The organism is Ignavigranum ruoffiae (assembly GCF_023195815.2).
Lineage (GTDB): Bacteria > Bacillota > Bacilli > Lactobacillales > Aerococcaceae > Ignavigranum > Ignavigranum ruoffiae.
In genome coordinates this window covers 1925044-1949382 of sequence record NZ_CP096206.2, presented here as the reverse complement: position 1 = coordinate 1949382, position 24339 = coordinate 1925044, and the positions used below count along the sequence as shown (strand labels likewise).

The 24339-nt window shown below is 37.7% G+C and carries 23 protein-coding genes; 21 read left to right on the top strand and 2 right to left on the bottom strand.

What is annotated here, in order from left to right:
• Nucleotides 1-375 precede the first annotated feature (375 nt).
• The 8 genes from rpmH (at nucleotide 376) to M0R79_RS09210 (ending at nucleotide 8262) form a co-directional block, all read left to right on the top strand.
• Nucleotides 376-510 carry a 50S ribosomal protein L34 gene (rpmH, locus tag M0R79_RS09245; protein WP_092570975.1) on the top strand — a complete coding sequence of 45 codons (135 nt, stop codon included), beginning with the start codon at nucleotides 376-378 and terminating at the stop codon, nucleotides 508-510.
• A gap of 126 nt (nucleotides 511-636) precedes the next feature.
• Entirely contained in the window at nucleotides 637-975 is a 339-nt protein-coding gene (gene rnpA / locus M0R79_RS09240; protein WP_092571071.1) for a ribonuclease P protein component, read from the top strand.
• 16 nt (nucleotides 976-991) lie between these two features.
• The gene (locus tag M0R79_RS09235; RefSeq protein ID WP_248416957.1) at nucleotides 992-1825 is read left to right on the top strand and encodes a YidC/Oxa1 family membrane protein insertase; all 834 of its coding nucleotides are present in this window, start codon (nucleotides 992-994) and stop codon (nucleotides 1823-1825) included.
• A 14-nt stretch (nucleotides 1826-1839) separates the two neighbouring features.
• Nucleotides 1840-2775: an RNA-binding cell elongation regulator Jag/EloR gene (gene jag, locus M0R79_RS09230; RefSeq protein WP_248416958.1), complete on the top strand. Its 936-nt coding sequence runs from the start codon at nucleotides 1840-1842 to the stop codon at nucleotides 2773-2775.
• Nucleotides 2776-3053: 278 nt separating this feature from the next.
• Nucleotides 3054-4571 (top strand): PTS system trehalose-specific EIIBC component, encoded by a 1518-nt coding sequence (treP, locus tag M0R79_RS09225; RefSeq protein WP_248416959.1) that lies wholly within the window; start codon nucleotides 3054-3056, stop codon nucleotides 4569-4571.
• An 80-nt stretch (nucleotides 4572-4651) separates the two neighbouring features.
• On the top strand, nucleotides 4652-6316 hold the full coding sequence (gene treC, locus M0R79_RS09220; RefSeq protein WP_248416960.1) for an alpha,alpha-phosphotrehalase: 1665 nt from the start codon (nucleotides 4652-4654) through the stop codon (nucleotides 6314-6316).
• Nucleotides 6317-6336: 20 nt separating this feature from the next.
• Nucleotides 6337-7065 carry a trehalose operon repressor gene (gene treR, locus M0R79_RS09215; protein WP_248416961.1) on the top strand — a complete coding sequence of 243 codons (729 nt, stop codon included), beginning with the start codon at nucleotides 6337-6339 and terminating at the stop codon, nucleotides 7063-7065.
• A gap of 57 nt (nucleotides 7066-7122) precedes the next feature.
• Nucleotides 7123-8262 (top strand): GerMN domain-containing protein, encoded by a 1140-nt coding sequence (locus M0R79_RS09210; RefSeq protein WP_248416962.1) that lies wholly within the window; start codon nucleotides 7123-7125, stop codon nucleotides 8260-8262.
• A 241-nt stretch (nucleotides 8263-8503) separates the two neighbouring features.
• Here M0R79_RS09210 and M0R79_RS09205 read toward each other — a convergent pair whose 3' ends face one another.
• Nucleotides 8504-9481 carry a serine hydrolase gene (locus M0R79_RS09205; protein WP_248416963.1) on the bottom strand — a complete coding sequence of 326 codons (978 nt, stop codon included), beginning with the start codon at nucleotides 9479-9481 and terminating at the stop codon, nucleotides 8504-8506.
• Nucleotides 9482-9762: 281 nt separating this feature from the next.
• Here M0R79_RS09205 and mnmE point away from each other — a divergent pair, with 281 nt between their 5' ends.
• The 10 genes from mnmE to M0R79_RS09155 all read left to right on the top strand — a co-directional run bounded on the left by mnmE (nucleotide 9763) and on the right by M0R79_RS09155 (nucleotide 19706).
• A complete protein-coding gene (gene mnmE / locus M0R79_RS09200) occupies nucleotides 9763-11142 on the top strand; it encodes a tRNA uridine-5-carboxymethylaminomethyl(34) synthesis GTPase MnmE (RefSeq protein WP_248416964.1) in 1380 nt (459 codons plus the stop codon).
• A gap of 15 nt (nucleotides 11143-11157) precedes the next feature.
• Entirely contained in the window at nucleotides 11158-11637 is a 480-nt protein-coding gene (locus M0R79_RS09195; RefSeq protein WP_248416965.1) for an NUDIX hydrolase, read from the top strand.
• Nucleotides 11638-11655: 18 nt separating this feature from the next.
• Nucleotides 11656-13578 carry a tRNA uridine-5-carboxymethylaminomethyl(34) synthesis enzyme MnmG gene (mnmG, locus tag M0R79_RS09190; protein ID WP_248416966.1) on the top strand — a complete coding sequence of 641 codons (1923 nt, stop codon included), beginning with the start codon at nucleotides 11656-11658 and terminating at the stop codon, nucleotides 13576-13578.
• A 175-nt stretch (nucleotides 13579-13753) separates the two neighbouring features.
• Complete coding sequence (locus M0R79_RS09185; RefSeq protein ID WP_248416967.1) at nucleotides 13754-14635, top strand: ABC transporter ATP-binding protein; 882 nt, start codon at nucleotides 13754-13756, stop codon at nucleotides 14633-14635.
• Nucleotides 14636-15397 carry an ABC transporter permease gene (locus M0R79_RS09180; protein WP_248416968.1) on the top strand — a complete coding sequence of 254 codons (762 nt, stop codon included), beginning with the start codon at nucleotides 14636-14638 and terminating at the stop codon, nucleotides 15395-15397. It abuts the gene before it with no gap.
• Nucleotides 15394-16512 carry a sensor histidine kinase gene (locus M0R79_RS09175; protein ID WP_248416969.1) on the top strand — a complete coding sequence of 373 codons (1119 nt, stop codon included), beginning with the start codon at nucleotides 15394-15396 and terminating at the stop codon, nucleotides 16510-16512. The genes M0R79_RS09180 and M0R79_RS09175 overlap by 4 nt, the downstream gene beginning before the upstream one ends.
• Entirely contained in the window at nucleotides 16505-17116 is a 612-nt protein-coding gene (locus tag M0R79_RS09170) for a response regulator transcription factor (RefSeq protein WP_092570947.1), read from the top strand. Before M0R79_RS09175 ends, M0R79_RS09170 begins: the two co-directional genes overlap by 8 nt.
• Before the next feature lie 10 nt (nucleotides 17117-17126).
• On the top strand, nucleotides 17127-17420 hold the full coding sequence (locus tag M0R79_RS09165) for a hypothetical protein (RefSeq protein ID WP_259560609.1): 294 nt from the start codon (nucleotides 17127-17129) through the stop codon (nucleotides 17418-17420).
• 8 nt (nucleotides 17421-17428) lie between these two features.
• Complete coding sequence (locus tag M0R79_RS09160) at nucleotides 17429-18121, top strand: DNA alkylation repair protein (RefSeq protein WP_248416970.1); 693 nt, start codon at nucleotides 17429-17431, stop codon at nucleotides 18119-18121.
• An 88-nt stretch (nucleotides 18122-18209) separates the two neighbouring features.
• Nucleotides 18210-19706 (top strand): helicase HerA-like domain-containing protein, encoded by a 1497-nt coding sequence (locus M0R79_RS09155; protein ID WP_248416971.1) that lies wholly within the window; start codon nucleotides 18210-18212, stop codon nucleotides 19704-19706.
• A gap of 89 nt (nucleotides 19707-19795) precedes the next feature.
• Here M0R79_RS09155 and M0R79_RS09150 read toward each other — a convergent pair whose 3' ends face one another.
• Nucleotides 19796-21481, bottom strand: coding sequence for an LPXTG cell wall anchor domain-containing protein (locus M0R79_RS09150; RefSeq protein WP_248416972.1), 1686 nt, complete (start codon nucleotides 21479-21481; stop codon nucleotides 19796-19798).
• A 450-nt stretch (nucleotides 21482-21931) separates the two neighbouring features.
• Here M0R79_RS09150 and rsmG point away from each other — a divergent pair, with 450 nt between their 5' ends.
• From rsmG to M0R79_RS09135, 3 genes are read left to right on the top strand one after another with little or no spacing between them, the layout of a single operon-like run.
• A complete protein-coding gene (gene rsmG, locus M0R79_RS09145) occupies nucleotides 21932-22645 on the top strand; it encodes a 16S rRNA (guanine(527)-N(7))-methyltransferase RsmG (RefSeq protein ID WP_248416973.1) in 714 nt (237 codons plus the stop codon).
• Between the two features lie 23 nt (nucleotides 22646-22668).
• A complete protein-coding gene (locus M0R79_RS09140) occupies nucleotides 22669-23433 on the top strand; it encodes a ParA family protein (RefSeq protein WP_092570939.1) in 765 nt (254 codons plus the stop codon).
• The gene (locus M0R79_RS09135) at nucleotides 23423-24307 is read left to right on the top strand and encodes a ParB/RepB/Spo0J family partition protein (RefSeq protein WP_248416974.1); all 885 of its coding nucleotides are present in this window, start codon (nucleotides 23423-23425) and stop codon (nucleotides 24305-24307) included. Before M0R79_RS09140 ends, M0R79_RS09135 begins: the two co-directional genes overlap by 11 nt.
• Nucleotides 24308-24339: the final 32 nt, after the last annotated feature.

Sequence of the window (24339 nt, the reverse complement as noted above, 5' to 3'; positions counted from 1 at the left end):
AATTTATAATGCAAGGTTTTAAACAAATAAACAGTAGACTTATGCACATGATGATAATAATTGTGGATAAGTTAGTGGATAGATAAAAAATGATTTCGCTTGTTCATAAAAAAATGCGATTTTAATCGGTTTTATTGGACTTATCCACAGAAATTGTGGATAAAAAAGTATTATATTAACATCCTGTGTCTTTGTTAATAAGTAATATATTTTAATGTGGAATGATAAAGAACCATTCCACATATTGACAGGGCCTGTGGATAAAAAATATTTTCTCTAAAAATTTATTTGATTCTTGACAATTACTCTTAAATTCTTTAGAATATTTTGGTATTGGACATAAAATAAACTTATTATAGAAGGGATGTAAGGCAAGTGAAAAGAACTTATCAACCAAAAAAACGCACTCGTAAAAAAGTTCATGGATTCCGTAAAAGAATGAGCACTAAAAACGGCCGTCGCGTTTTAAGAAAACGTCGCTTAAAAGGTAGAAAATCATTATCTGCATAATTTTTTAGGTTTCCGAAAATCGGGAGCCTTTTTATTTTGTGTAAAAATCATTGAATTCTGTTTTTAATTTGTATGAATATTCGCTATAATAATAAGAAGTCAGTGGCAATAAAGTAGGTGGATGGTATTAAAAAAAAATATCGGGTAAAAAGTGAATATGATTTTCAAAAAGTATTTCATGAAGGAAAGTCAGTGGCTAATCGCCAACTTGTGCTCTATGTTTTTACGAAACCAGATCAAAAACATTTTCGAGTAGGAATATCTGTGGGAAAGAAAATTGGAAACGCGGTCAAAAGAAATCAAGTGAAAAGATATATTCGCCAAGCCTTATTAGAATTAGAAGACCAGATTGATCAAGAGCTTGATTTTTTGTTAATTGCTCGACCAGATATTCGTGATAAAAATATGGAGCAAGTTAAGCATTCAATTATTCATGTCATGAAATTAGCAAAGATTATTAAATAGATTTTAGGAGGGCTCCATGCAGCACATTCAACGTCATTATAAAAAGATTCTGATCCTCTCAAGTATGTTATTATTAAGTGGATGTAGTCGACAGGGTACCGGGCAAGCTGGGTCAAGTCTCTGGGATATTTATATTATTCAACCCCTATCCCAATTTATTCTTTGGTTATCGAGTTTGTTCGCTAATCAGTACGCCATCGGAATTATTTTATTTACTTTATTGATTCGCATCTTATTAATTCCTTTAAATAATATGCAAATGAAATCTCAACGTAAATTACAAGAAATTCAACCAGAACTCGACGCTATCAAAGCAAAGTATCCTAATAAAGATCGTCATTCTATGGAACAATTACAAGAAGAACAATCTGCGCTGATGGAGAAACGCGGTGTGAATCAATTCGCGGGTTGTCTTCCTTTGTTAGTCCAATTTCCAGTGATGATTGCCCTCTATCAAACCATTCAAAGAACGGAAATCTTACGTCAAGGTCATTTCTTGTGGATGAATTTAGGTCAACGAGATCCTTACTTAGTTTTACCTATTCTAGCAGCCGTTTTCTCTTTCTTATCGACTTATTTGATGATGAAGGCGGCACCTAGCTCCAACTCGGCAAATAAGGTAATGACTTACGTTATGCCTGTGATTATATTTATGATTGCTTTTGGACTACCGAGTGCCCTAGGTCTTTATTTTGTAGTAACCAACTTATTTACTGTGACTCAAGTCTTAATTTTTAATAATCCTTATAAGATTATTCGTGAACGAGAAGAAAAAATTCAAATGGAGAAAGATCGTCAAAGAGAATTGAGACGCCAATTAAGACGGGCTACGGGTAAAAATAAAAAATAATGGAGGAAACATAGATGTTAGATCATAGTATTACGATCAATGCAGAAACGGTAGATGAAGCTATTGCTAAAGGTTTGGCAGATTTAGGAATTGTACGCGAAGAAGCCGAAATTCGGGTGATTAATGAAGGTAAAAAAGGCTTTCTAGGATTTGGTCGACAAGATGCTGTTGTTGTCATTAGCAGAAAAAATAATCAATCACTTTCTGAATTAACAGATGCCCTTGAAGCGGAAATGGAAGCTAAGAAGGCACCAAATTCAGCGATTACTCAGCCAAATCAGTCAGAATCAACTGATGTGATAGAAAATAATGAATCTTATTCATCTGAAAATGAAAAACAAGTTGACGAAAGTACCTTGTCTAAGGAAGAGGTCAATCCGCAAGTTGAAGAAGATTTCGAAGAAAATGAAGCGATGTCAGATCAGGATATTGAAACAAGCTCTTCATTCAAAGATAAAAATGAAGCAGATGACAAAGAAACGACTGGACCTGATTTGCATAAAGCGAGTCATATTGTGGCTAATTTTCTGATCGATGTGATTGAAGAATATGGCGCCAATGCGGATATCGAAGTTGAACAAAATAATAATCAAGTAATTTTCAATATCGACACTGATAAGTCAGGTCTCATCATTGGTCGTCACGGAAAAATCATTAATTCTCTGCAAGTACTCGCTCAAACCTTATTGCATCATCATTATCGCCACCGCACAAATGTAACTCTCAACGTTGGTGATTACCGCGACCGTCGGGCAAATATTTTGGAACAGATGGCTAAAAGAACCGCTGATGAAGTATTAAAGACCAAACAACCTGTAATTTTAGATTCTTTACCTGCTTATGAACGTAAGCAAATTCATGCTCATCTATCAAAAATTGATCATATTCAGACGCATTCTGAAGGAAAAGATCCAAATCGTTATCTAGTAGTTGAATATGTTAATGAATAATCAATAAATCGATGAATCATTCATACCTAATATGGGATTTCAGTCAATATTTCTTCATAACAATTGACTGATCCCTGTTAGGTATTTTTTATCGTGATTTTTAATATGGTATGACTCTCAAAATATCGTTTTACAATTAAAATAGAATTAAAAGTATTAAATTAACTTATGATATCTATCATTTAATTTAAGGGAGTGCTTTCATTGCTATTTAACCGTTTTCAATATATACTACAAGTACAAGTTGTATAGACAAGTTCTTAAAGGAGGAAGAATTTATGCCGAACTTTGATAAAGATGCTCAGGATTTGCTCACTTTAATCGGTGGCAAGGAGAATATTAAGGCCGTTACTCACTGCGCAACGCGGATGCGTTTTGCCTTGAATGATCCAGACAAAGCAGATGTAGATGGTATCGAAAATCTCGCTTCAGTAAAAGGTACCTTTACCCAAGCAGGGCAATTTCAAGTAATCGTGGGTAACCAAGTCGCTGATTTTTATAAAGAATTTGAGAAACATTCTGGTATTGTTGAAACATCTAAGGCTCAAGTAAAAGAGGCTGCTGAATCTAATCAATCTTGGTGGCAGAAAGCGATGACCTTCTTGGCTGAAATATTTGCACCAATTATTCCAGCCATTATTGTGGGTGGTTTGATACTCGGATTCAGAAATATTCTAGAAGGTGTAGGATTTGAGGCATTAGGTCAAAAAGTTGTCGATGGTGTGGCTCAAGCCACAGCGAATGGTGATCCGATTTACAACAGTATTGTCGATGTATCACCTTTCTGGAATGGGGTAAACCAATTCTTATGGTTACCTGGGGAAGCTATTTTCCATTTCTTACCAGTTGGGATTACCTGGGCGGTTACTAGAAAATTAGGTACTACCCAAATTTTAGGAATTGTTCTCGGGATTACCTTAGTTTCTCCACAACTATTAAATGCCTATGGGGCTGCTGATGCCTTAGCTGAAGGAACCGTTCCTCAATGGGACTTTGGTTTCTTCAAGTTAGATATGATTGGCTACCAAGCTCAAGTTCTACCAGCAATGTTTGCCGGGTTAGCTTTAGGCTATTTAGAGAAATTCTGGCGAAAAGTTATTCCAGAATATCTTTCTATGATCTTGGTTCCTTTCCTTTCTTTATTACCAGCAGTTATTTTAGCCCATACTGTCTTGGGTCCTGTAGGTTGGTGGCTAGGTAGTCTAATTTCTAGTGTGGTTCTAGCTGGTTTAACAGGTCCATTATCCTGGTTATTTGGTGCGATATTTGGAGCTTTCTATTCTCCACTGGTTATCACTGGTTTACACCATATGACGAATGCAATTGATAGCCAATTAATTGCTGACAGCGGTTCTACTGGCTTATGGCCAATGATTGCTTTATCCAACATTGCCCAGGGATCGGCGGTATTGGCTGTCTGGTGGATGAGTCGGAAAGATGAAGAAGAATCCCAAATTACTATTCCATCAGCCATCTCAGCTTATTTAGGAGTCACTGAACCAGCCATGTTCGGGGTGAACTTGAAATATGTTTATCCTTTCCTAGCCGCTATGATTGGCTCTGCTCTAGCTGGATTACTAACTACGACAGTAGGCATTCAAGCGAATTCGATTGGAGTGGGAGGTTTGCCAGGGATTCTAGTTATTCAAATCCAATATTGGTTAATGTTCTTTGTTGCCATGTTAATTGCAGTGGTGGTTCCATTTGTTCTCACACTTAGTTTCAAGAAAATGGGATTCTTAACCAATGCTGGGTTAAAGTTTGATATTCCCTTCTTTAATACGGCCAATAAATAATGATTTCAAGCACTTTAATAGCGTTTTTGTATTTTTCAAAAACGCTATTCTTTATTTAGTCTGTAGAAAGGAAGATTTTCATGAATTTAGGCGAAAAAGTTATTTATCAAGTCTATCCTAAATCATTCTACGATAGCACTGGCAATGGAAAGGGCGACTTAGCCGGTGTGATTGAAAAATTGGATTATATCGCAGATTTAGGAGTAGATTTAATTTGGTTAAATCCTTTTTATCCATCTCCTCAAAAAGATAATGGTTATGATATTTCCGATTATTGTGCCATTGATCCGACCTATGGAACAATGGCAGACTTTGAACGATTGGTTGCTGAAGCCGAAAAGCGAGGCATTTCATTAATGCTAGATATGGTGCTTAATCATACCTCGATTGAACATGAGTGGTTCCAAAAAGCGCTCGCTGGAGATCCAGAATATCAGGATTTTTATTATTTAAGGCCGGCTAAAGCTGATGGATCATTACCAACAAATTGGCAGTCGAAATTTGGTGGACCTGCATGGGAGAAATTTGGCGATACCTCCCTTTATTATTTACATTTGTATGATGTTAGCCAAGCTGATCTGAATTGGCATAACCCCAAAGTTCGTCAAGCTTTATATCAGGTCATTAACTTCTGGTTAGCTAAAGGCGTGAAGGGTTTACGTTTTGATGTTTTAAATGTTATAGGTAAAGACCCAAATTTTCAGGATAGTCAAGAACCAGGATCTAATCAGGAGAAACATTTATACACTGATACGCCGATCGTACATCAATGGATAAAGGAAATGCGTCAGGCTACTTTTGGTCGCTATGATGATATTGTGACGGTTGGCGAAATGTCTTCGACGGATGTTGCCAATGGTATCCGTTATTCCAATCCAGCAGAACAAGAGCTTTCGATGATTTTTTCATTCCATCATTTAAAAGTAGACTACCAAGATGGTGAAAAGTGGTCAGATCCTGAATTTGATTTTATAGCGCTCAAGCAAATCCTGGATACTTGGCAAAAAGGGATGTCGGATCATCAGGGATGGAATGCACTGTTCTTAAATAATCATGATCAACCTCGATCTAATTCGCGTTTTGGCGATGTCATTCATTATCCATACGAGACTCAGACCATGCTGGCCACAGCGATTCAGTGTCTCAGAGGAACCCCTTATATTTATCAAGGGGAAGAAATTGGTATGACCGATCCGGGTTATCAAAGTATTGATGACTATGTTGATGTTGAAACCTTAAATCATTATCAAATTTTGCAAGAAAAAGGCTATTCCATTGAGAAAATCATGAATATCATTCGTAAAAAATCTCGCGATAATTCTCGGACACCAATGCAATGGGATAGTAGTAAACATGCTGGTTTCACTAAAGGAACTCCATGGTTAAAAGTTGCTGATAATTATCAAACAATCAATGTTGAACGAGCTAGAAAAGAAGGCAAAATTTATAAATATTACCAAGATCTGATCCAATTAAGAAAAGATTATCCGATTATCCAAGAGGGATCTTATCAAGGAATTCAATTGGATCACCCACAAATTATGGCTTACGAACGTCAATATCAAGGTCAAATTCTATTGGTAGTAAATAATTTCTACGCCCAGCCAAGTAAATTGATGCTACCGAGCAAATATTTAGACAAGCCTAGTCAAAAATTAATCGGAAATGGTCCGCTACAATTTTTAACCGAAGAAATTATGTTACAATCTTACGAAACAGCAGTATTTCTGTTGAAGGATGGTTAAATAGCGTGTAGAGGTGAACCATGAAAAAGTTTGAGAAAATATATTTAGATATTGAACAAAAAATACAGCAAGGTCAGTATCCAAAAGATACTTATTTACCCAGTGAACATCAATTGGCTGAGCAATATCAAGTTTCAAGAGAAACTATTCGTAAAGCTTTGCGTTTGCTTGAGGATCATGCTTATATTCAAAAGAAACAAGGATCTGGCTCAATTATTCTGGATTATCGGCGCTTCTCATTGCCAATCAGTGGATTGACGAGTTACAAAGAATTACAAGATCAACAAAATATTTCGGCCAAAACCACTGTCTTGGTTAATGAATTAGTATTATGTCCTCAGTTTTTAGCAGATCAAGAAGATGTTTCTGAACATGAAAAATTTATTCATTTGATTCGAACCAGAGAAGTCCAGGGTGAAGTCTTAATTGTTGATGAAGACTACCTCCGTCAACAAATTATCCCAGAAATTCCCAAGGATCGTGCTGAGATTTCTATTTATCAATATTTTGAACGGGATTTAAACTTAGAGATTGCCTATGCCAGTAAGGAAATTATGGCCAAGCGAGCGGATGAATTTATTAGTCAAGCTTTAGGAATTCAGGAGAATGACTATGTAATGGCAGTCCGAAGTAATGTGTATCTTGAAGACACCACTTTTTTCCAACATACGATTTCCTACCATAAATTAGAAAAATTTAGATTTTATGATTTTGCTCGTCGAAAACAAATTTTCAATGATAAATTTTAAATTTTGATTGAAATTTTATGGTACAATTTGGGAGTGATTAAATTTGAGGAGAGAAGGATGAAAGATACCATCATTAAAATTGGCCTTATCTCACTTAGTATGCTCAGCTTATCAGCCTGTCGTCAAGAACCTATGATACAGTTGAGCGAGGAAAATAAGGCCAAAATTGAAGCCAAAAAAAATCAAGAACAAACTGAGTCGCAAGATAAACAATCGACCACAGAGAGTAATTCAGAGAAAAAAACCAAACCTCAAGAAAAGCTCAGTATTGATAAGTCTCATTGGCAAACATTAGAAGAAGCATCTTCGTTTTCGATACTTGATTTCTTACCTATGCAGGCCAATGAAATTCGCACCTTTAGTAATGGTTCTGCGAGTAGGTCTCTATATTTAATGTCGACAGACGATCAAAAACAAGTTCAACATATCTTAGTGATTCAAGATAATCAGTTAAGGAATGAATCTTATAGTTGGGCTCAGCAAGCTTTAACAAAAAGTTCAAAACAAAAAGATTCAAGAATTTTTGTGTTAGATTCGACAGCATCCGAAAATACCTTGCTGATGAAAGAGCCCTTGACATTGACTGATCAAAGTAATGGTATTACCGAGATATACCGCGAAGCTAAGATCGGAGAATCGACCTATCAGAATGTTCTGCAAGTTTCAGTGGGGAATCAGATTTATTATTTCGCGCAAGCAGTCGGTTTAATTGCTGTAGAAAATAATAAGGAATCCTGGATAATTAAAGCAAGAAATCAAAATGTTAAATTGATTAGCTCCATACCGGTGGTTGTACCCCAAGCTGATGGATCAAGTTTATTAAGATTGACATCAGGGTCTTTGGACTGGCAGACGGATCAAGATTTAGCCAGTGCTTTTACGAATTTGTTCCAGAGTCAAAATTTTATTGGGGCGGATATTGTGGTCAATCAGGTTGAGTTAGCAGATAATACCGTGACGATTGATTTTAGTCCAGGAGTGGTGGCTACCATGAATGCCCATCCTCAAGGAGAACAAGCTGTGATTGCAGCGATTGTTGCCAATGTTCACCAATGGCTGGGTGTTGATCAAGTTCGTTTAACTGTCAATCAATATGGTCTGGCTCCGGATACCTTTACTTATCCCCAGCAAGGAGTCTATCATTATGATGCGAAGTGGTTGGAAGAAGCTAAAACCAATCCCTTTCAAACACAATAGAAGATGATATTAGCCCAAGTTTGGTTGGCAGTCAGCTAACCAGACTTGGGTTTTTGTACGAATTTAATAATTGATCGCAGAAATTTCGGTGTGTTTAAGTAATCTGATGTATGGTGAATGATAAGTTATCAGCAAGTTCGCTAAATCAGTGATAAAGAGATAATTTATTGATTTCATCAGATAAAAAAGACGACTGAAAATATTTCAATCGTCTTCTTTAAAATATTATAATCCTTTAGATTTATTCTTGGCTAGTCTCTGTGCTCGTTGAGTCTTCATTTTGAGTTTTGGTGATGGATACGCCTGATTCATCTTTTTTGATATCTATAGGTGTATATTCTGCTGAAAGATAGTGGCTTCGATACCATTCATTAATTCTTAAACTTAGCATTTCAATAAAAGGATCGGCTTGTTCTTGATTATTGGTATAAATAGCTAGGACATATTGAGCTTGGTTATTCTCATAATAGATGCCAGTATCATGGATATAATCATCTAAACGACCATATTTATTGGCCATTCCTTGAGCAATATAGGAAGTAAAAAGTTGTTTAGGATCAGTTTGTTTCATTAAATTAACGACATATTGGTAATCTGGATTGACCGCAACCTTGATTAACCATTGTTCAGCTAAATAGGCCGAACTATAATTATCGGCAAAAAATTCGCCAGGAACATCATAATAACCCACGAAATCTAGAATTGCTTGACGATTATCGCTAAAAGATCCGTAATTAGACATGAGCGAATACCAGGCACTATTATCCGAATAAATAATGGCATTGGACATCAAGTCTGCCAATGGGGAAGTGGTCCCGGTAGTTCCGCCACCAATATAATCTTCCACATAAGGAATCTGACTATCAAAAGTATATTGTCCCTGTGCAATCAAATCCAGATATAGGGCAACGATGGGAACTTTAATGGTTGATGCGGCAATCATTTGTAAATCAGGATTAATATAATAATGTTGATCACTGGTAAAATTATAGTAAGCGAAACTGATTTCATCAGTATTAATATTATACTCAGCGATTAAATCATTGACTAAGCTCTCGATTGAGTCGTATTCAGCCCCGAGTCCACTTTCTATGTTGTTTTCTTTCATAAGCTCAATATTATAGACTTCGGCATTGTCAATAGCATGAGCAGTCTGAAAAGAGCCTAGACTGATCATAGTAAGGATCACTCCTATAAAGTAACGGAGTTTTCTATTCAAGCTTTTTCCCTCCTTGAAGATAACTGACAGTCTCAATTATAACCCATTATTTAGCGATTGCAATCCTCAGAAAGATAAGTCAGAATCTAAATCTTCAAGTTAAATCATTCAATTCGTATGATTTCTGCTTGCGGAAGTTATTTTTCTGCTGTATAATGGCTGAGAAATAAGAGTCAGCAGTCAAAGTGCTTACTAACCTAATTTTGTAATTGGGTTAGTTTAGGCACTTTTTTTATGGATTTAGCCATTTTTTGTTCAATGTTTTAGAAAGGAGACTGTCCATGTATGTTAAAGATACTATAGCTGCGATTTCAACTGCATTAGGTGAAGGGGCGATTGGTATTGTCCGTTTAAGTGGTGATCAGGCCGTTGAAATTGCTAATCAGGTGTTTAAAGGCAAAGATTTAGCTCAAGTTTCCAGTCATACAATCCATTATGGCCATATTATTCATCGTAAAGAGCATCGAGTGATTGATGAAGTGATGGTCAGCGTGATGCGAGCTCCAAAAACTTTTACTCGAGAAGATGTTGTTGAAATCAATTGTCATGGGGGGATTATTGCTGTCCAAGAAGTGCTAGATAATGTTCTAGATCAGGGGGCGCGTCTGGCTGAAGCGGGCGAGTTTACTAAGCGAGCCTTTTTAAATGGTCGAATTGATTTATCGCAAGCAGAAGCGATTATGGATTTAATTGAAGCCAAGACCAATAAGGCTATGCAAGCTTCAGTTAATCAATTACAGGGAAGTCTGTCGCGAAAGATTCGTCAATTACGCCAAGATATGTTAGAAACTTTAGCTCAAGTTGAAGTGACCATTGATTATCCTGAGTATGATGATGTTGAGGAGCTATCTAGTCAAGAATTATTAAATACAGCGCAATCGGTTAAAGAACAAATTCAACAGTTATTAAATCAAGCCCAACAAGGGAAATTGTTCCGCGAAGGGATTAAGACGGCAATTATTGGCCGGCCAAATGTAGGCAAGTCTAGTTTGTTAAATGTCCTATCAGGTTACGAGCGGGCTATTGTGACTGATATTGAAGGAACTACCCGTGATACGATTGAAGAGTTTGTTAATGTTAAAGGAATTCCTTTGAAATTAATTGACACAGCTGGAATTCGTCAAACTGACGAAGTGGTCGAACAAATTGGGGTTAAACGAAGTCACCAGGTGATGCAAGAAGCAGATTTAATCATCTTAATTTTGAATCAAGCTGAGAAATTAACTGATACTGACAAGGAATTATTACGTTTGACCCAAGGGAGTCAACGGATTATCGTCTTAAATAAACAAGATTTACCTAGTCAATTGAATGATGAGGATTTAAGGCCATATAGTTCAGAAGCGGAGATGATCCGAACATCGATGTTGTCTGAAAGTGGTATGAATGATTTAGAACAGATGATTTGGCAAAAATTTGCTAGCGGAGCTATTGCTAGCCAGGACGTGACGTATTTATTAAACTCGCGTCACACTCAATTATTGAAACAAGCCAGTTCAGCTTTAGATGAAGTTATCCAAGCTTGTGACTTAGGCATGCCAGTCGATCTGATTCAAATTGATTTTACTAAAGCCTGGGATTTGTTAGGAGAAATTATTGGTGAAGCGGTTCAAGATGAATTAATCACTAAGTTATTTAGTCAATTCTGTTTAGGTAAATAGGAGGCGGACTAGACGATGACCAAACTTTCTACCATTTGTTATATTGATAATGGCTCACAATTGCTCTTACTCTTACGAAATAAGAAAGAAAATGATTATCATTGGGGCAAATATATTAGTGTTGGCGGGAAATTCGAGCTAGGAGAAACACCTGAAGAATGTGCAATCCGGGAGATTAAAGAAGAGACCGGTTTAACTGCTACAAAATTAGATTTGCGAGGATTTATTAGTTTTCCCAATTTTCAACATGATGGCGAAGATTGGTACAGCTTTGTCTACCGAGTGACTGGTTTTGAAGGAAAGATCAACTTTGACTCTGATGAAGGGACTCTCTATTGGGTCGACTATGATCAAGTCTTTGAAAAACCTACTTGGCAAGGAGATTATATCTACTTAGATTGGGTGCTAGATCGGTCAATTGATTATTTCTCTGCTAAATTTGTTTATGATGAAGCCGGTCAATTACAAACCTATTCCGTTGATTTCAATAAATAAAGGAGTGAAAATAATACCGTGAAAACTTTTGAAGCCGGACATTATCAAGTTATCGTCGTAGGTGCCGGCCATGCTGGTTCTGAAGCAGCCTTAGCCAGTGCCAGAATGGGTGTTGAGACACTTTTGCTAACTTTAAACTTAGAAATGGTTGCCTTTATGCCTTGTAATCCCTCCATTGGGGGGCCAGCTAAAGGGGTCGTTGTGCGAGAAATTGATGCCCTAGGTGGGCAAATGGGCCAAAACATTGATCAAACGTATATTCAAATGAGAATGTTAAATACTTCTAAGGGACCCGCAGTGCAAGCCTTGAGGGCCCAAGCAGATAAACAAGCCTACGCAAGCTTAATGCGTCAGACATTAGAAGATACCGAACATTTAACCTTAAAACAAGGTTTAGTTGAAAGATTAATTGTCGAAGAAGGGGTCATCAAAGGGGTTATTACTAGTACAGGGGCTATGTATTATAGTGATGCCGTTGTCCTAACAGCTGGGACTTCTTCGCGAGGACGGATTTTAATTGGAGATTTAGCTTATTCTTCGGGACCCAACAACACAATTCCTTCGATTAAGTTATCTGAACATTTATTAGAATTAGGGATTGAATTGGTTCGATTCAAAACTGGAACTCCAATGCGCGTCCACCGTGATTCCGTAAATTTTGAGGAAACAGAAATCCAACCGGGTGACGAACGAGCTAATCACTTTTCTTATCTCACTGAAGATAGTGCTTATAAGGGACCTGGCGAACCTTGCTGGCTGACTCATACCAATAGTCAAACCCATGCACTAATCCGAGACAATCTGGATCGAGCTCCTATGTTCTCAGGAATGGTTGAAGGAGTTGGAGCTCGTTACTGTCCGTCGATTGAAGATAAGATAGTGCGATTCGCTGATAAGCCTAGACATCAAATCTTTATCGAGCCTGAAGGGTTGCACACTAAAGAAATGTATATCCAGGGTTTATCAACCTCTATGCCGGAAGATGTCCAGCTAGGAATGCTTAAGACCGTCAAGGGTTTAGAACACGCTCGCTTAATGCGACCCGGCTATGCCATTGAATATGATGTGGTGATGCCTTATCAACTGGGTCTTAGTCTAGAATTGAAAGATTTTCCAGGATTATTTACCGCTGGTCAAATGAACGGTACATCCGGTTATGAAGAAGCAGCCGGACAAGGTCTCATTGCTGGGATTAACGCCGCCTTGAAAGTTCAAGGGAAAGAGCCGTTTATCTTGCGAAGAGATGAGGCTTATATTGGTGTAATGATTGATGATTTAGTGACTAAGGGAACGGCGGAACCTTATCGCTTGCTGACTTCACGAGCTGAATATCGTCTGCTCTTACGTCACGATAACGCTGACTTACGCTTAACGTCAAAAGGGTATAAGATTGGTTTAGTGGACGAACACCGTTACCGTCAGTACTTGAAGAAACAAGCTCAGGTTCAAGAAGAAATTGAACGCCTTGAGCAGGTGAGAATTAAACCGTCGACCCCTGGTCTAGCCGAATTATTCGAACGGGTACATTCAACACCTCTTAAAGATGGTATCTTGGCTAGTGAATTACTGAAACGTCCTGAAATTCATTATCAAGATTTGGTTCAATTAATTCCCAAAGAGGGACCGACCTTAGATCGACAAACGGCTGAACAAGTTTCGATTCAAATAAAATATGCCGGTTATATTGCAAAAGCCCAACGAAATGTTGATAAGATGAAGTCCTTAGAAGAAAAACAAATCCCAGAGGATATCGATTGGGACCAAATTCCTAACTTAGCCAACGAAGCGAGAGATCGCTTGAAGCGTATTTCACCAACCAGCTTAGGACAAGCTAGCCGCGTCAGTGGGGTCAATCCAGCGGATATTGCTATTCTTTCTGTGTATTTATCTCAACCCTATCGCAATATCGCCCGAATTAAAGATAATCCGGAAAGCATATAAACATTAAATATAATTGTTATTAAATAAAACGCTTATTTGTATTTTAAACAGTACAAATAGGCGTTTTTTCGTTTGTCTGATAAAGATATGACATTTGTCATAAGAAAGTCATGATAGCTGTGTCTAGGATAGAGCGGGCTTTCATTTTATAATTAAGCCAAAAGGAGGGAAGCTTATGCAAGAAATTATGAAAATTGAACACTTAGCTAAATCTTTTAAGAAAGATAAAGTATTAACGGATGTCAATTTAAAGGTAAATCAAGGTGAAATTATTGCTTTACTCGGTAGAAATGGGGCGGGTAAATCCACATTAATCAAAATAATCAATGGTTTACTGAAAGCAGATTCTGGCAAAGTTAATTTATTTGGTTATTCAAAAATGAATGCCATAGTACGTGAAAGAACAGCCATGATGTTGCAGGATAATTTTCGATTACGAAACTTAACAGTCCATGAAGCCATTCGTCTTATTCAAAGCCATTATGCTCATCCGCTTCCCTACAGTGAACTCATTGAACTTGGCGAATTAGAAAATTTACAAAAGAAGGAAGTGAATCAATTATCCGGTGGGGAACTTCGAAGATTTAATTTTGTCTTAGCGATGGTGGGTGACCCGCAATTAATCTTTCTTGATGAACCTACAACTTCTATGGATAGTTTGAGCCGGAAAATTTTCTGGAAACAGATTACACGGCTTAAAATGAAGGGAAAAACAATTTTTATTACGAGTCACTATTTGGATGAACTTGAGTCAGTGGCAAGCCGAATATTAATTCTTTCCAAAGGCCAAATCGCTTTTGACGGTAATTTACAAGTGTTAAGGGATCAATTTGGGGCAGTCAGTGTTTCTTTTGTCAGTGATTTAACCAGCGACGTCTTTAAGCAATTGCCTTCTGTGCTTTCTTTAGAGGAACTGGATCATAGGTATAATATTAAAACCCAGGAGACTATAAACTTGTTGGTCGAACTCTACCCCTATTTAAATCATATTAAACATATAGAAATTAAAGAGACTTCTTTAGAAACTATTTTCAATCTATTTGAAGGAGGTAAGTAGATGAAGCCATTTATTAACCAATTCGAGTTGCATTTCAAAAGGTTGGTTTTACGTGATTTAAAGAGTTATATCGCCGCCTTAATTTTCCCAATTTTCTTTTACTATTTATATACGCGAGTGTTTGCCTGGGAGATGTCTGCAGAGATGTTGAAAATTTGGCAACTTGACTATATGATTAGTATGATTATTTATGGAAATTTGATTACTTCAATCCAAGTAATATCAAGCAGTTTAGTCAAAGATCATCAGGATTATTTCGATTTATTTGTAATTTTAAGTCCCAAATCGAAATTTTATTATTATTGGATGCTGGTTTTGGTTTATTTCTCCTTGAATGCTTTGATTTTTATCTTAATTTCTTCCTTGGCATTTTTCTTAAACCAGGTATCTTTGCCCTTGTTATCGTATTTAGTCTTGTTAGTATTTTCATTATTTGCCAGTGCCATCTTCTCTCTCTTAGGCATCCTATTGGCCCAATTAAATAATAGTTTATTAGTAAATATCTTAACTAACTTATTAGTCTTTCCCTTAGCAATTCTAGGGGGTCTATGGTGGCCGATTGAAATCATGCCAGGCTGGTTACAAGACATCGGCAAATTATTACCGACTTACCAATCTGCTGCTCTTTGTCGACAATTTATTCATCAAGGTCAAATGAGTGGAGCATTATTATTCCATTTACTGAGTTGGGCATTTGCTTTAAGCTTATTGATTTTGGTCTTGGTAAAGTGGATACCTTATAAGGAGCCGAAAACTTCATGAAAAATTGGTTTAGAAAATATATTTTGATCCCTCCACCCATGGGCTTGTTTGCTTATTTTTATTTACTCTTTTTGATTCCCATGCTTTATACCAGCTGGTTTTACCCGGAGCCACTGCGTTTTTTATATTTTTTATTGGTCCTCACTTACTTATATTTTTATCGGCAAGGCTATTTTGACGCCTGTCAAAACACTCAAAATCTATTCATTCAATTAATCTTGGCCACGATTGTAGCGATTCCTTCAGGTTACATTTCGATTTTTATTTATACGGGTTGGCAATTTCCTTTTTGGCAGATAAAAGAGAGTCTTTTTCGAAAATATTTAAATATTTATTATGCTTCTGTACTTATAGCAAGTCTGTTTGCCCTAATATTGGTTAACTTTCAAATCCACTTTGAATGGGGTTGGTTATTTTTCGGCTTATTCGTTGTTCTCGTTTCTCCCTTTTTTGCTCGTTATTTGTATTCTTATCAACATAAAATCAATGATTTGAATCTAAATCGCCAGCGTTTAGAAACTATCATTCGTCAAGGTGAAAGAGAGCGTATTGCCCGCGACCTCCATGATAATCTGGGTCAATCTTATTCGATGATTGCCTTAAAGGCTGAATTAGCTAGTAAGCTTTTACAGAAAGATCCAGTTAAAGCTCAGAAAGAATTACAAGAAATTGCCCAGACGTCTCGCGACCATCTGAATTTGGTTAGAAACATTGTTGGCAATTTGCACGAAACAACCATTGCTTCAGTCTTAATTGAAAATCAAAATCAGTTAGGACAAGCTGAAATTATTCTAATAACGAAAGATGAAGAAATTTCTCGAAATTGGCCCCTTGAAATTCAGTATATAATGGGAGCTGTTTTAAAAGAAGCCTTTAATAATGTGGTGCGTCATAGTCAAGCACAGAAAGTTGAGGTAATCTTTGGCCAAGGAAATACCTATTGGATGAATATTCATGATAATGGAGTTGGTTTATCAGCTTCCTTTGAGCCCTCTTTTGGTATTAAAGGGATGATTTCACGGATTGAAAAAGCGCGAGGAAAGCTATTTATCTCTGGTGACAAGGGTTGTCTATTAAAGGTTGAATTACCGATAAAGGAGGGAGAACGTGATTAATCTATATATTGCCGAAGATCAAGTCATGTTAAATTCAGCCTTGGTAAGTTTGTTAGACTTAGAAGAGGACCTTAATATTCTTGGTTCCGCTCTGGATGGAGAAACTGCGCTCAGGGAGATCAATCACTTAGCCGTTGATGTGGCCATATTGGATATCGAGATGCCTCATATGACAGGATTAGAGCTGGCACATCGTTTAAAAGATGAGAAACCAGCGGTATTAGTGATTATCTTGACGACTTTTGCCAAACAAGATTACTTTGAACAGGCGGTAGAGGCCGATGTCAAAGGCTATTTATTGAAAGATAGTCCAACTGAACATTTAATTGAAACAATTCACGCCGTCATAGATGGTGATACTGTTTATGATCCCAAACTGGTTCGTCATGTGTTACGGGCAGAACGTAATCCGTTGACCCCGCGCGAACAAGAAATTCTGTTAAAACTAGATCAAGGATTGGCCACTCAATCTATTGCGGATCAATTATTTTTGAGTCAAGGGACCATTCGTAACTATATTTCCTCAATATTAAGTAAAACGGGAGCACAATCGCGAATCGAAGCACTGAATATTGCGCGTTATCATGGCTGGTTAAATCACTAATTACCTGATTATGTTAAAATATATGATATTACAAAAAGAAAAGGTGCATAATGTGTTAGCCAAGCTACTCTCATTTATTTGCGGTTTTGTTTTAGGAATCCTGCTAGCGTTTTATCAGATTAAATATTATTTTTATGGAACCGTTTTGATAATATTTCTTGTGATGCTTCAGTCAGGTTCTTTTCAATCATTGAAGTCCCTGACTAAGGAAAGAGAAGCACTTACTGCTAAAATAGGACAATACATCGGTCTATTTTGCTTAGCTTACATTCTGTCAGGTTTGCTAAAGATGTTTTATTCTTAGGAGGAATTATGCAAAATCTGGATACTCTGATCTCGACACTGCTTGACCACGAAGATTTGACGGTAGCCAAAGGGATGGCAGCCTATCAGAAAAATCAATTTAAATTCTTGGGAATCAAAGCCCCACAGAGACGGGAATTGAGTCGTGCTTGGCTACGCCAGGCCAAGTTAGAGGTTCGTCAAAGATATCAAGAACAGGTGTCCCCTTATATTGATTGGCCAATGGTTAGAGATTTATGGGCCTTAGATTTTAGAGAGGCTCAGTATATAGCCGCGGATTACCTAAAATCAGTCGAAAACTATCTGCTAGAAGAAGATCTTGATCAGTTACAGCAATTTATTGTCGATAAATCATGGTGGGATTCAGTAGATGTTCTGGTTAAAAGAGTAGGAACTCTGGTTCACAAATATCCTTCGCTGAAAGCACAAATCTTAACTTGGTCTCAAGCGGAGAACATTTGGTTAGTTCGTACTTCAATTATTCATCAATTAGGCTTGAAAGAAGGCACTGACCTAACATTGTTAAGTAAAGTCATTGATAATAATCTAGAGAGTCAGGAATTTTTTATTAACAAAGCAATTGGTTGGGCTTTACGAGAATATGCCAAAACGGATCCAGAATGGGTCAAAAAATTTGTGCAAGAGCGTGCTTCAAAGATGAGTTCTCTCAGTCAACGAGAAGCTTTAAAAAATTTAGCTTAATCAGAGAATTTGTCAGTATCTTTCATATCCTGTTCACAAGGTAGATATGGTAAGATAAGGATGACTAAATCTGATGGAGGAAGAGACAATGGCAGAATCAATTCAATTTGGCTTTGGTAAAGAAGTTGCGCAATTACATTTGGATAAGTTGAACCGTCATGGCATTATAGCCGGTGCTACCGGGACGGGTAAGACGATTACCCTGAAAGTCTTGGCTGAACAACTGAGTCGAGCAGGAGTTCCTGTATTTCTTTCTGATGTCAAGGGTGACATCATGAGCTTGGCGGAGGAAAATCAAAGTGAAAATCTAAGTCAGCGTTTAACAGATACTCATTATACGGATTACGAACGTCAAAGTTTCCCCATTGAAATTTGGGATGTATTAGCTGAGGAAGGCTTGCCTTTGCGCTTTACCGTCTCTGAAATTGGGCCGATTCTTCTGACCAAAATTCTGGGCCTCAATGATGTTCAAGAAAGTATATTAAATATAGTCTTTGATGTAGCAGATAAACAAAGTCTATTACTGATTGATTTAATGGATCTTCGTGCCATGCTCAATTATGTCGCTGACCATGCTAGCGAATTAAGTCAACATTATGGCAACATTGCCAAAAGTTCGGTAGGAGCTATATTAAGAAGCTTAGTGGTCTTAGAGCAGCAAGGAGCCGATAAATTTTTTGGTGAACCGAGTTTAGAAATTCAGGATCTCTTTCGAACTAACGATCAAGGTTTAGGGATGGTTAATATCCTCAATGCTAAAGAGTTATATAAACTTCCTACCTTATATGCGATGGTGCTTTTTGCCTTACTTTCTGATTTATATGAGAATCTTCCGGAAGAGGGAGATCTCCAACAACCTAAATTGGTCTTCTTCTTTGATGAAGCCCATACCCTCTTTAAAGATACTCCACAAGCTTTAGTGGATAAGATTGAACTTGTCGTTCGACTCATTCGATCCAAAGGGATCGGAGTCTTCTTCGTTACCCAGAATCCGACGGATATTCCTGATTCGGTAGCTAATCAATTAGGGAATCGAATTCAGCATGGTTTACGTGCCTTTACTCCTAAGGAGATTAAGACCGTGAAAGTCGTGGCAGAGACCTTCCGACAAGATGATCAAGCGGATTTAAGCCAAGTCATTCAGAATTTACAGGTAGGCGAGGCAGTGATTTCGACTTTACAAGCTGATGGCGCGCCAAGTATTGCCGATAAGGTTATGATTTATCCACCGATGTCAAAGATTGGCACCATTGATCCTTCTTTAATTTTACTAATTATTAATCGATCTGCCTTGATGGATAAATATGCCGAACCTGTTAACCGAGAAAGTGCTCATGAACAAATTCTTAAAGCGACTCAAGAACAAGAGCAAGCTTTAATTCAAGCTGCTGAAGCAGAAAAAGCCACTAAAGCCCAAAAGGAAGTAGAAGAAGCTCCGGCAAAAAAAGAAAAAACAGAGACCAGCAGGTCTAGCCGACGGACTGATTCTAATTTCGATCGCTTTACCAAGAATATGATGTCTTCCGTTGGACGTGAGTTAGGACGCATGATTACCCGTTCAATCACGGGAATGATAAAAAAATAATTAAAATCAGAACCCCCTTCAAACCAGTTAGGAATGAAGGGGGTTCTATGCGATTTTATAGCAAGAGTTAGTTAACTGATGCTATTTGATTAGTGTTTAAATTTCTTTAAGAGTAAGCCAATGGCTCCTACAAATGAGAATCCTGAGAGACTTAGATACTTAGCAATCTGGTTTTCCCCAGTATTAGGAAGTTGGGCTTGATTTGAAGATTCGGTTGAGGAACCTTCGCCTTCGCTATTGCCTGGTAAACCGGGCTGAGTGGGTTTATTTGCATCGACATAATAGTTTAGGCTGAGCTCTCCTCCATTCTCTGGAATTTCTAAATAGGCTTCTGCTAAAGCTTGTCCTTCAAGCCCATATAGAGTTGTTTTGTATTCGCCTGGTAACAAGTCTAATGGTACCAAACCTGCTTCATTCACCTTATATGAATAAACACCTGAAGGGGTATCTACTTTAATGACGTATGGATCGGTGAGTAATTGATCGTTGAGATAGGCTGATACCGTGTAATTTACTGGTAGATCTTCTTGAGGGCTCGTAAAGATAGCCGTTAACTCACCACCTTCTTCCGGAATTGTTAGATAACTGGTCGCGTAATGTTGACCTTTGATATTATATAGATTTAATTGATAGTCACCTGGTAATAAATCAAGGGGAATGTAACCCTCAGCGTCAGCCATAAAGCTGTAAGTATCATTTTCGGTGATTACTTTAACTAAGGCGCCTTCACCGAGAGGTTCATCATTTAAGAAACCTCGAACCGTATAGTTGATACCAATTGGATCAACAGGAGCGGCATCTTTACTATGATAATTTATATTCAGCGTGCCACCTGATTCTGGAATGATCAGGGGTGCCTCATCAATATATTTACCATCTTTATTGTAAAGAACGGTTTGATATTCTCCAGTCTCTAGTGCTATCGTAAATTCACCTTCTTCACCCACAGTGTAGGTGTAGACTTCTTCATCAGAATAAACTTTAACAAACCAACCTGCTTCTACAAGCTCTTGATCGAGAGTAGTTTGAACGGGATATTCAGTAAATGACGGAACATCATAAGTTGAGAAGAACAGATTTTTGATGTTTGTATCTTTGTCCACTGAGAATTTTAACTTATTAGAAATCTTTGTACCATCGGCAGAAATCAGTTTGGCCATGTATTCGCCAGGAACAAGGTCAAGTTCAATTTGCCCTTGTTCTTCTAAGATATAGTCTTGTTCACCATTTTGTTGCGTTAATATGAGTCGTGAGCCAGGTTCGACGGCTAAATCATTTAGATATAGGTTGAGTACCAGAGTTTGAGTGAGCTCTTCCGCTAATTCAAAGTGGAGCGTGACAGGTCCACCCTCTTCCGGCACGACTAGAACACCCTGACTCCCTTCAGTTTCGATAGGAATTCCTTCAGCAGAGACTAATTGGACTTGATATTCCCCACTAGCATAGTTTATTTCAAATTGACTTTGACTATCAACAGGTCTTAAGTCAACGCCAATAGTTTTGCTCTCAATATTTACCCCCATTCCTTCAGGGATTGGTTCCCCGTTGACCAATACTTGGACAGTCGTGGTAGGATTGACAGTTTCAGCATTTTCTTGTAGGGAATTTTCTTCTTCAATAGAAGTTTCTTCTGTCATAGTTTGACTGCTTTCAATAGTTTCTGTTTCAGAGGTTTCAGAGACGGTAGTTGTTTCCTGAGCATTAATCACGGGAATACTTCCAAGCAAGATTAAACTTGAGGAAGTAAACGCTAATACTTTTTTCAAGTTTTGCATGTCTTTTCTCCTCCTTTATATAGTATGACATGAACTCAAAGAACGACAGTTGTGCCAAAGTAACAAACGACTTTATTCAATTTTTATTTAATTTTCTGAGATAGTATCTTTCCTTATCTCACTATCTAAAGTATAGCGACTAGCCATGAATACTTAATAAAGATACTAAGAAAGAGTCTAGAAATAATTATTAAGAAAGTTAAAGACATTATGAATTGAGCTTATATGATACTATAAGTGTTTTGGAAAGGTTTTCTTCACAGAAAAATCATAAGTTTGAATTTTTTCCAATAAAATCTTTAGTTTTGCCGACAAAATATTTCAAACAAAAATTTCGCTTAAGTATAGTGAATAATTTATCTGTAGAGGTTGCTATTCTTTATAAATTTCGCTATAGTAGGCATGTGTGAAACATTATTGTTTCACAAATTTTAACGAAGGAGCTTGAGATTGAACGAAGAAAAATTTATACAGGCTTTGGCGGAAAAAAACATCCAACTTTCGGAAAAACAGCTTCAACAATTTGATCGATACTTTTCATTGTTAGTTGAATGGAATCAAAAAATCAATCTCACAGCCATCACCGAACATGATGAGGTATATTTAAAGCATTTTTATGATTCATTAGTACCTTTATGGTGGGTGGAGATTCCAGAAGCTGCGAAAGTTGTCGATGTTGGCGCTGGCGCAGGATTCCCTAGTATTCCGATTAAAATTATCCGTCCAGATATTCAATTAACCATTATTGATTCGCTGAACAAACGCATAAATTTCTTAAATGAATTAGTGGCTGATTTGGGTTTGACTGGAGTTAAGGCAGTTCATGCTCGGGCTGAAGAAGCCGGTCAAGATCAGGCTTATCGTGGTCAGTATGATCTGGCAACTGCCCGCGCCGTCGCTTCTTTAAATATTTTAGTCGAGCTCTGCCTTCCTTTTGTCAAAAAAGGCGGTCACTTTATTGCCTTAAAAGGCCAAGATGCTCATAATGAGCTGATTGAAGCTAAACGGGCCATCACTTTATTAGGGGGTAAATTCGAAGCAGAATTTCATGAGACGTTACCTCAAGAAGAAAGTTATCGGGCAATTATAGATATTCGTAAGACCCTTGATACACCTAATAAATACCCACGACGACCAGGAAAACCAAATAAGCAACCACTGTAGTGAGACTAAAGGAGGACGATATTATGGGAAGAATGATTGCCGTAGGTAATCAAAAAGGAGGCGTTGGTAAAACCACAACGACCGTCAACCTAGGGGCAGCCCTTGCTTCTTTAGGTAAAAAGGTATTAATTATCGATTCGGATTCACAGGGAAACGCGACCAGTGGTTTAGGTGTTGAAAGAGGTCAAGTCAAACAAAGTTTATATGAGGTATTGGTGAATGAAGTCCCGCTAGAATCGGTTATTTTGGAAACAAGCGCCAAAGGCTTAGATATTGTTCCTTCTAATATTCAGTTGGCAGCGGCTGAACTTGAATTAGTCGGCGTCAAGAATCGAGAAGCCCGTCTAAAACAAGCGATAGAGCCGGTGCGTGATCAGTATGATTATATTTTGGTGGATTGCCCACCGTCTTTAGGACAATTATCAATTAATGCCTTTACTGCTGCGGATACCATCCTAATACCGGTTCAGGCCGAATATTATGCCTTAGAAGGATTAACACAGTTATTAAATACGATTCGTTTAGTTCAAAGATCTTATAACCGTAACTTCCGCATTGAGGGTGTATTGATTACGATGCTAGATGCCCGAACGAATTTGGGTTTTGAAGTGGTAGAAGAAGTCAAAAAATATTTCCAAGAGAAAGTCTACAAGACCTTAATTCCGCGTAATATTCGCTTGTCTGAAGCCCCTTCCTATGGCCAATCCGTTATTGATTATGATCCGCGTTCGCGAGGAGCTGAGATGTATATGGAATTAGCAAAGGAAGTGATTGCCAATGACCAATAAATCAAAGAAACGCAGTGGATTGGGTCGGGGGATTGACGTCCTTTTTGAGGCTTATGAAGAAACTCCCAATGAGAATGAAGTGGTTGAGGAGATTGCTTTAGCAGAGATCCGTCCCAACCCTTATCAACCTCGGAAACACTTCAATGAGGAAGCTTTAGCAGAACTGGCTGAATCGATTAAACAATCCGGCGTTTTTCAACCGGTGATTTTAAGACAATCTTCTATCAAAGGTTATGAATTAATTGCGGGTGAACGACGAGTTCGTGCCAGTCGTATGGCTGGGAAAACAACCATACCTGCGATTATTCGTCAACTGGATGAAGAACGGATGATTGAAATTGCAGTGGTAGAGAACTTACAACGGGAAGACTTGAGTCCGCTTGAAGAAGCAGAGGCTTATAATGTCTTAATGGATAAATTAAATCTGACCCAAGTGGAAGTAGCCGAACGGATTGGTAAAAGCCGGCCTTATATTGCAAACTATTTACGCTTGCTTTCCTTGCCTGAAGCCGTTAAAACTATGGTCAATCAAGAAGAATTATCTATGGGCCAAGCTCGGACCCTTCTAGCTTTAAAAGACAAAAGCCAACTCCCTAATTTAGCTAAAAAAGTCATTAAGGAAAAATTAACGGTCCGCCAATTAGAAGATTTGGTCCAGCAGTTAAATCAGAAACAAGAACCTCGTAAAGAAAAAAAGGCTAAAAAAACACCTACAAAGCCCCAACATATTATCGAGATTGAACAACATATTGAGGAATTCTTAGGAACTCAAACCAATATTTCTCAAAAAGGAAATAAAGGGAAGATTGAGATCGAATTCTTCTCGGAGTCAGATTTGATGCGGATTTTGGATATTCTTAATATCCAAATTTAGCAGTCTAGATTAGATATAAAGAGGTGAGCGAA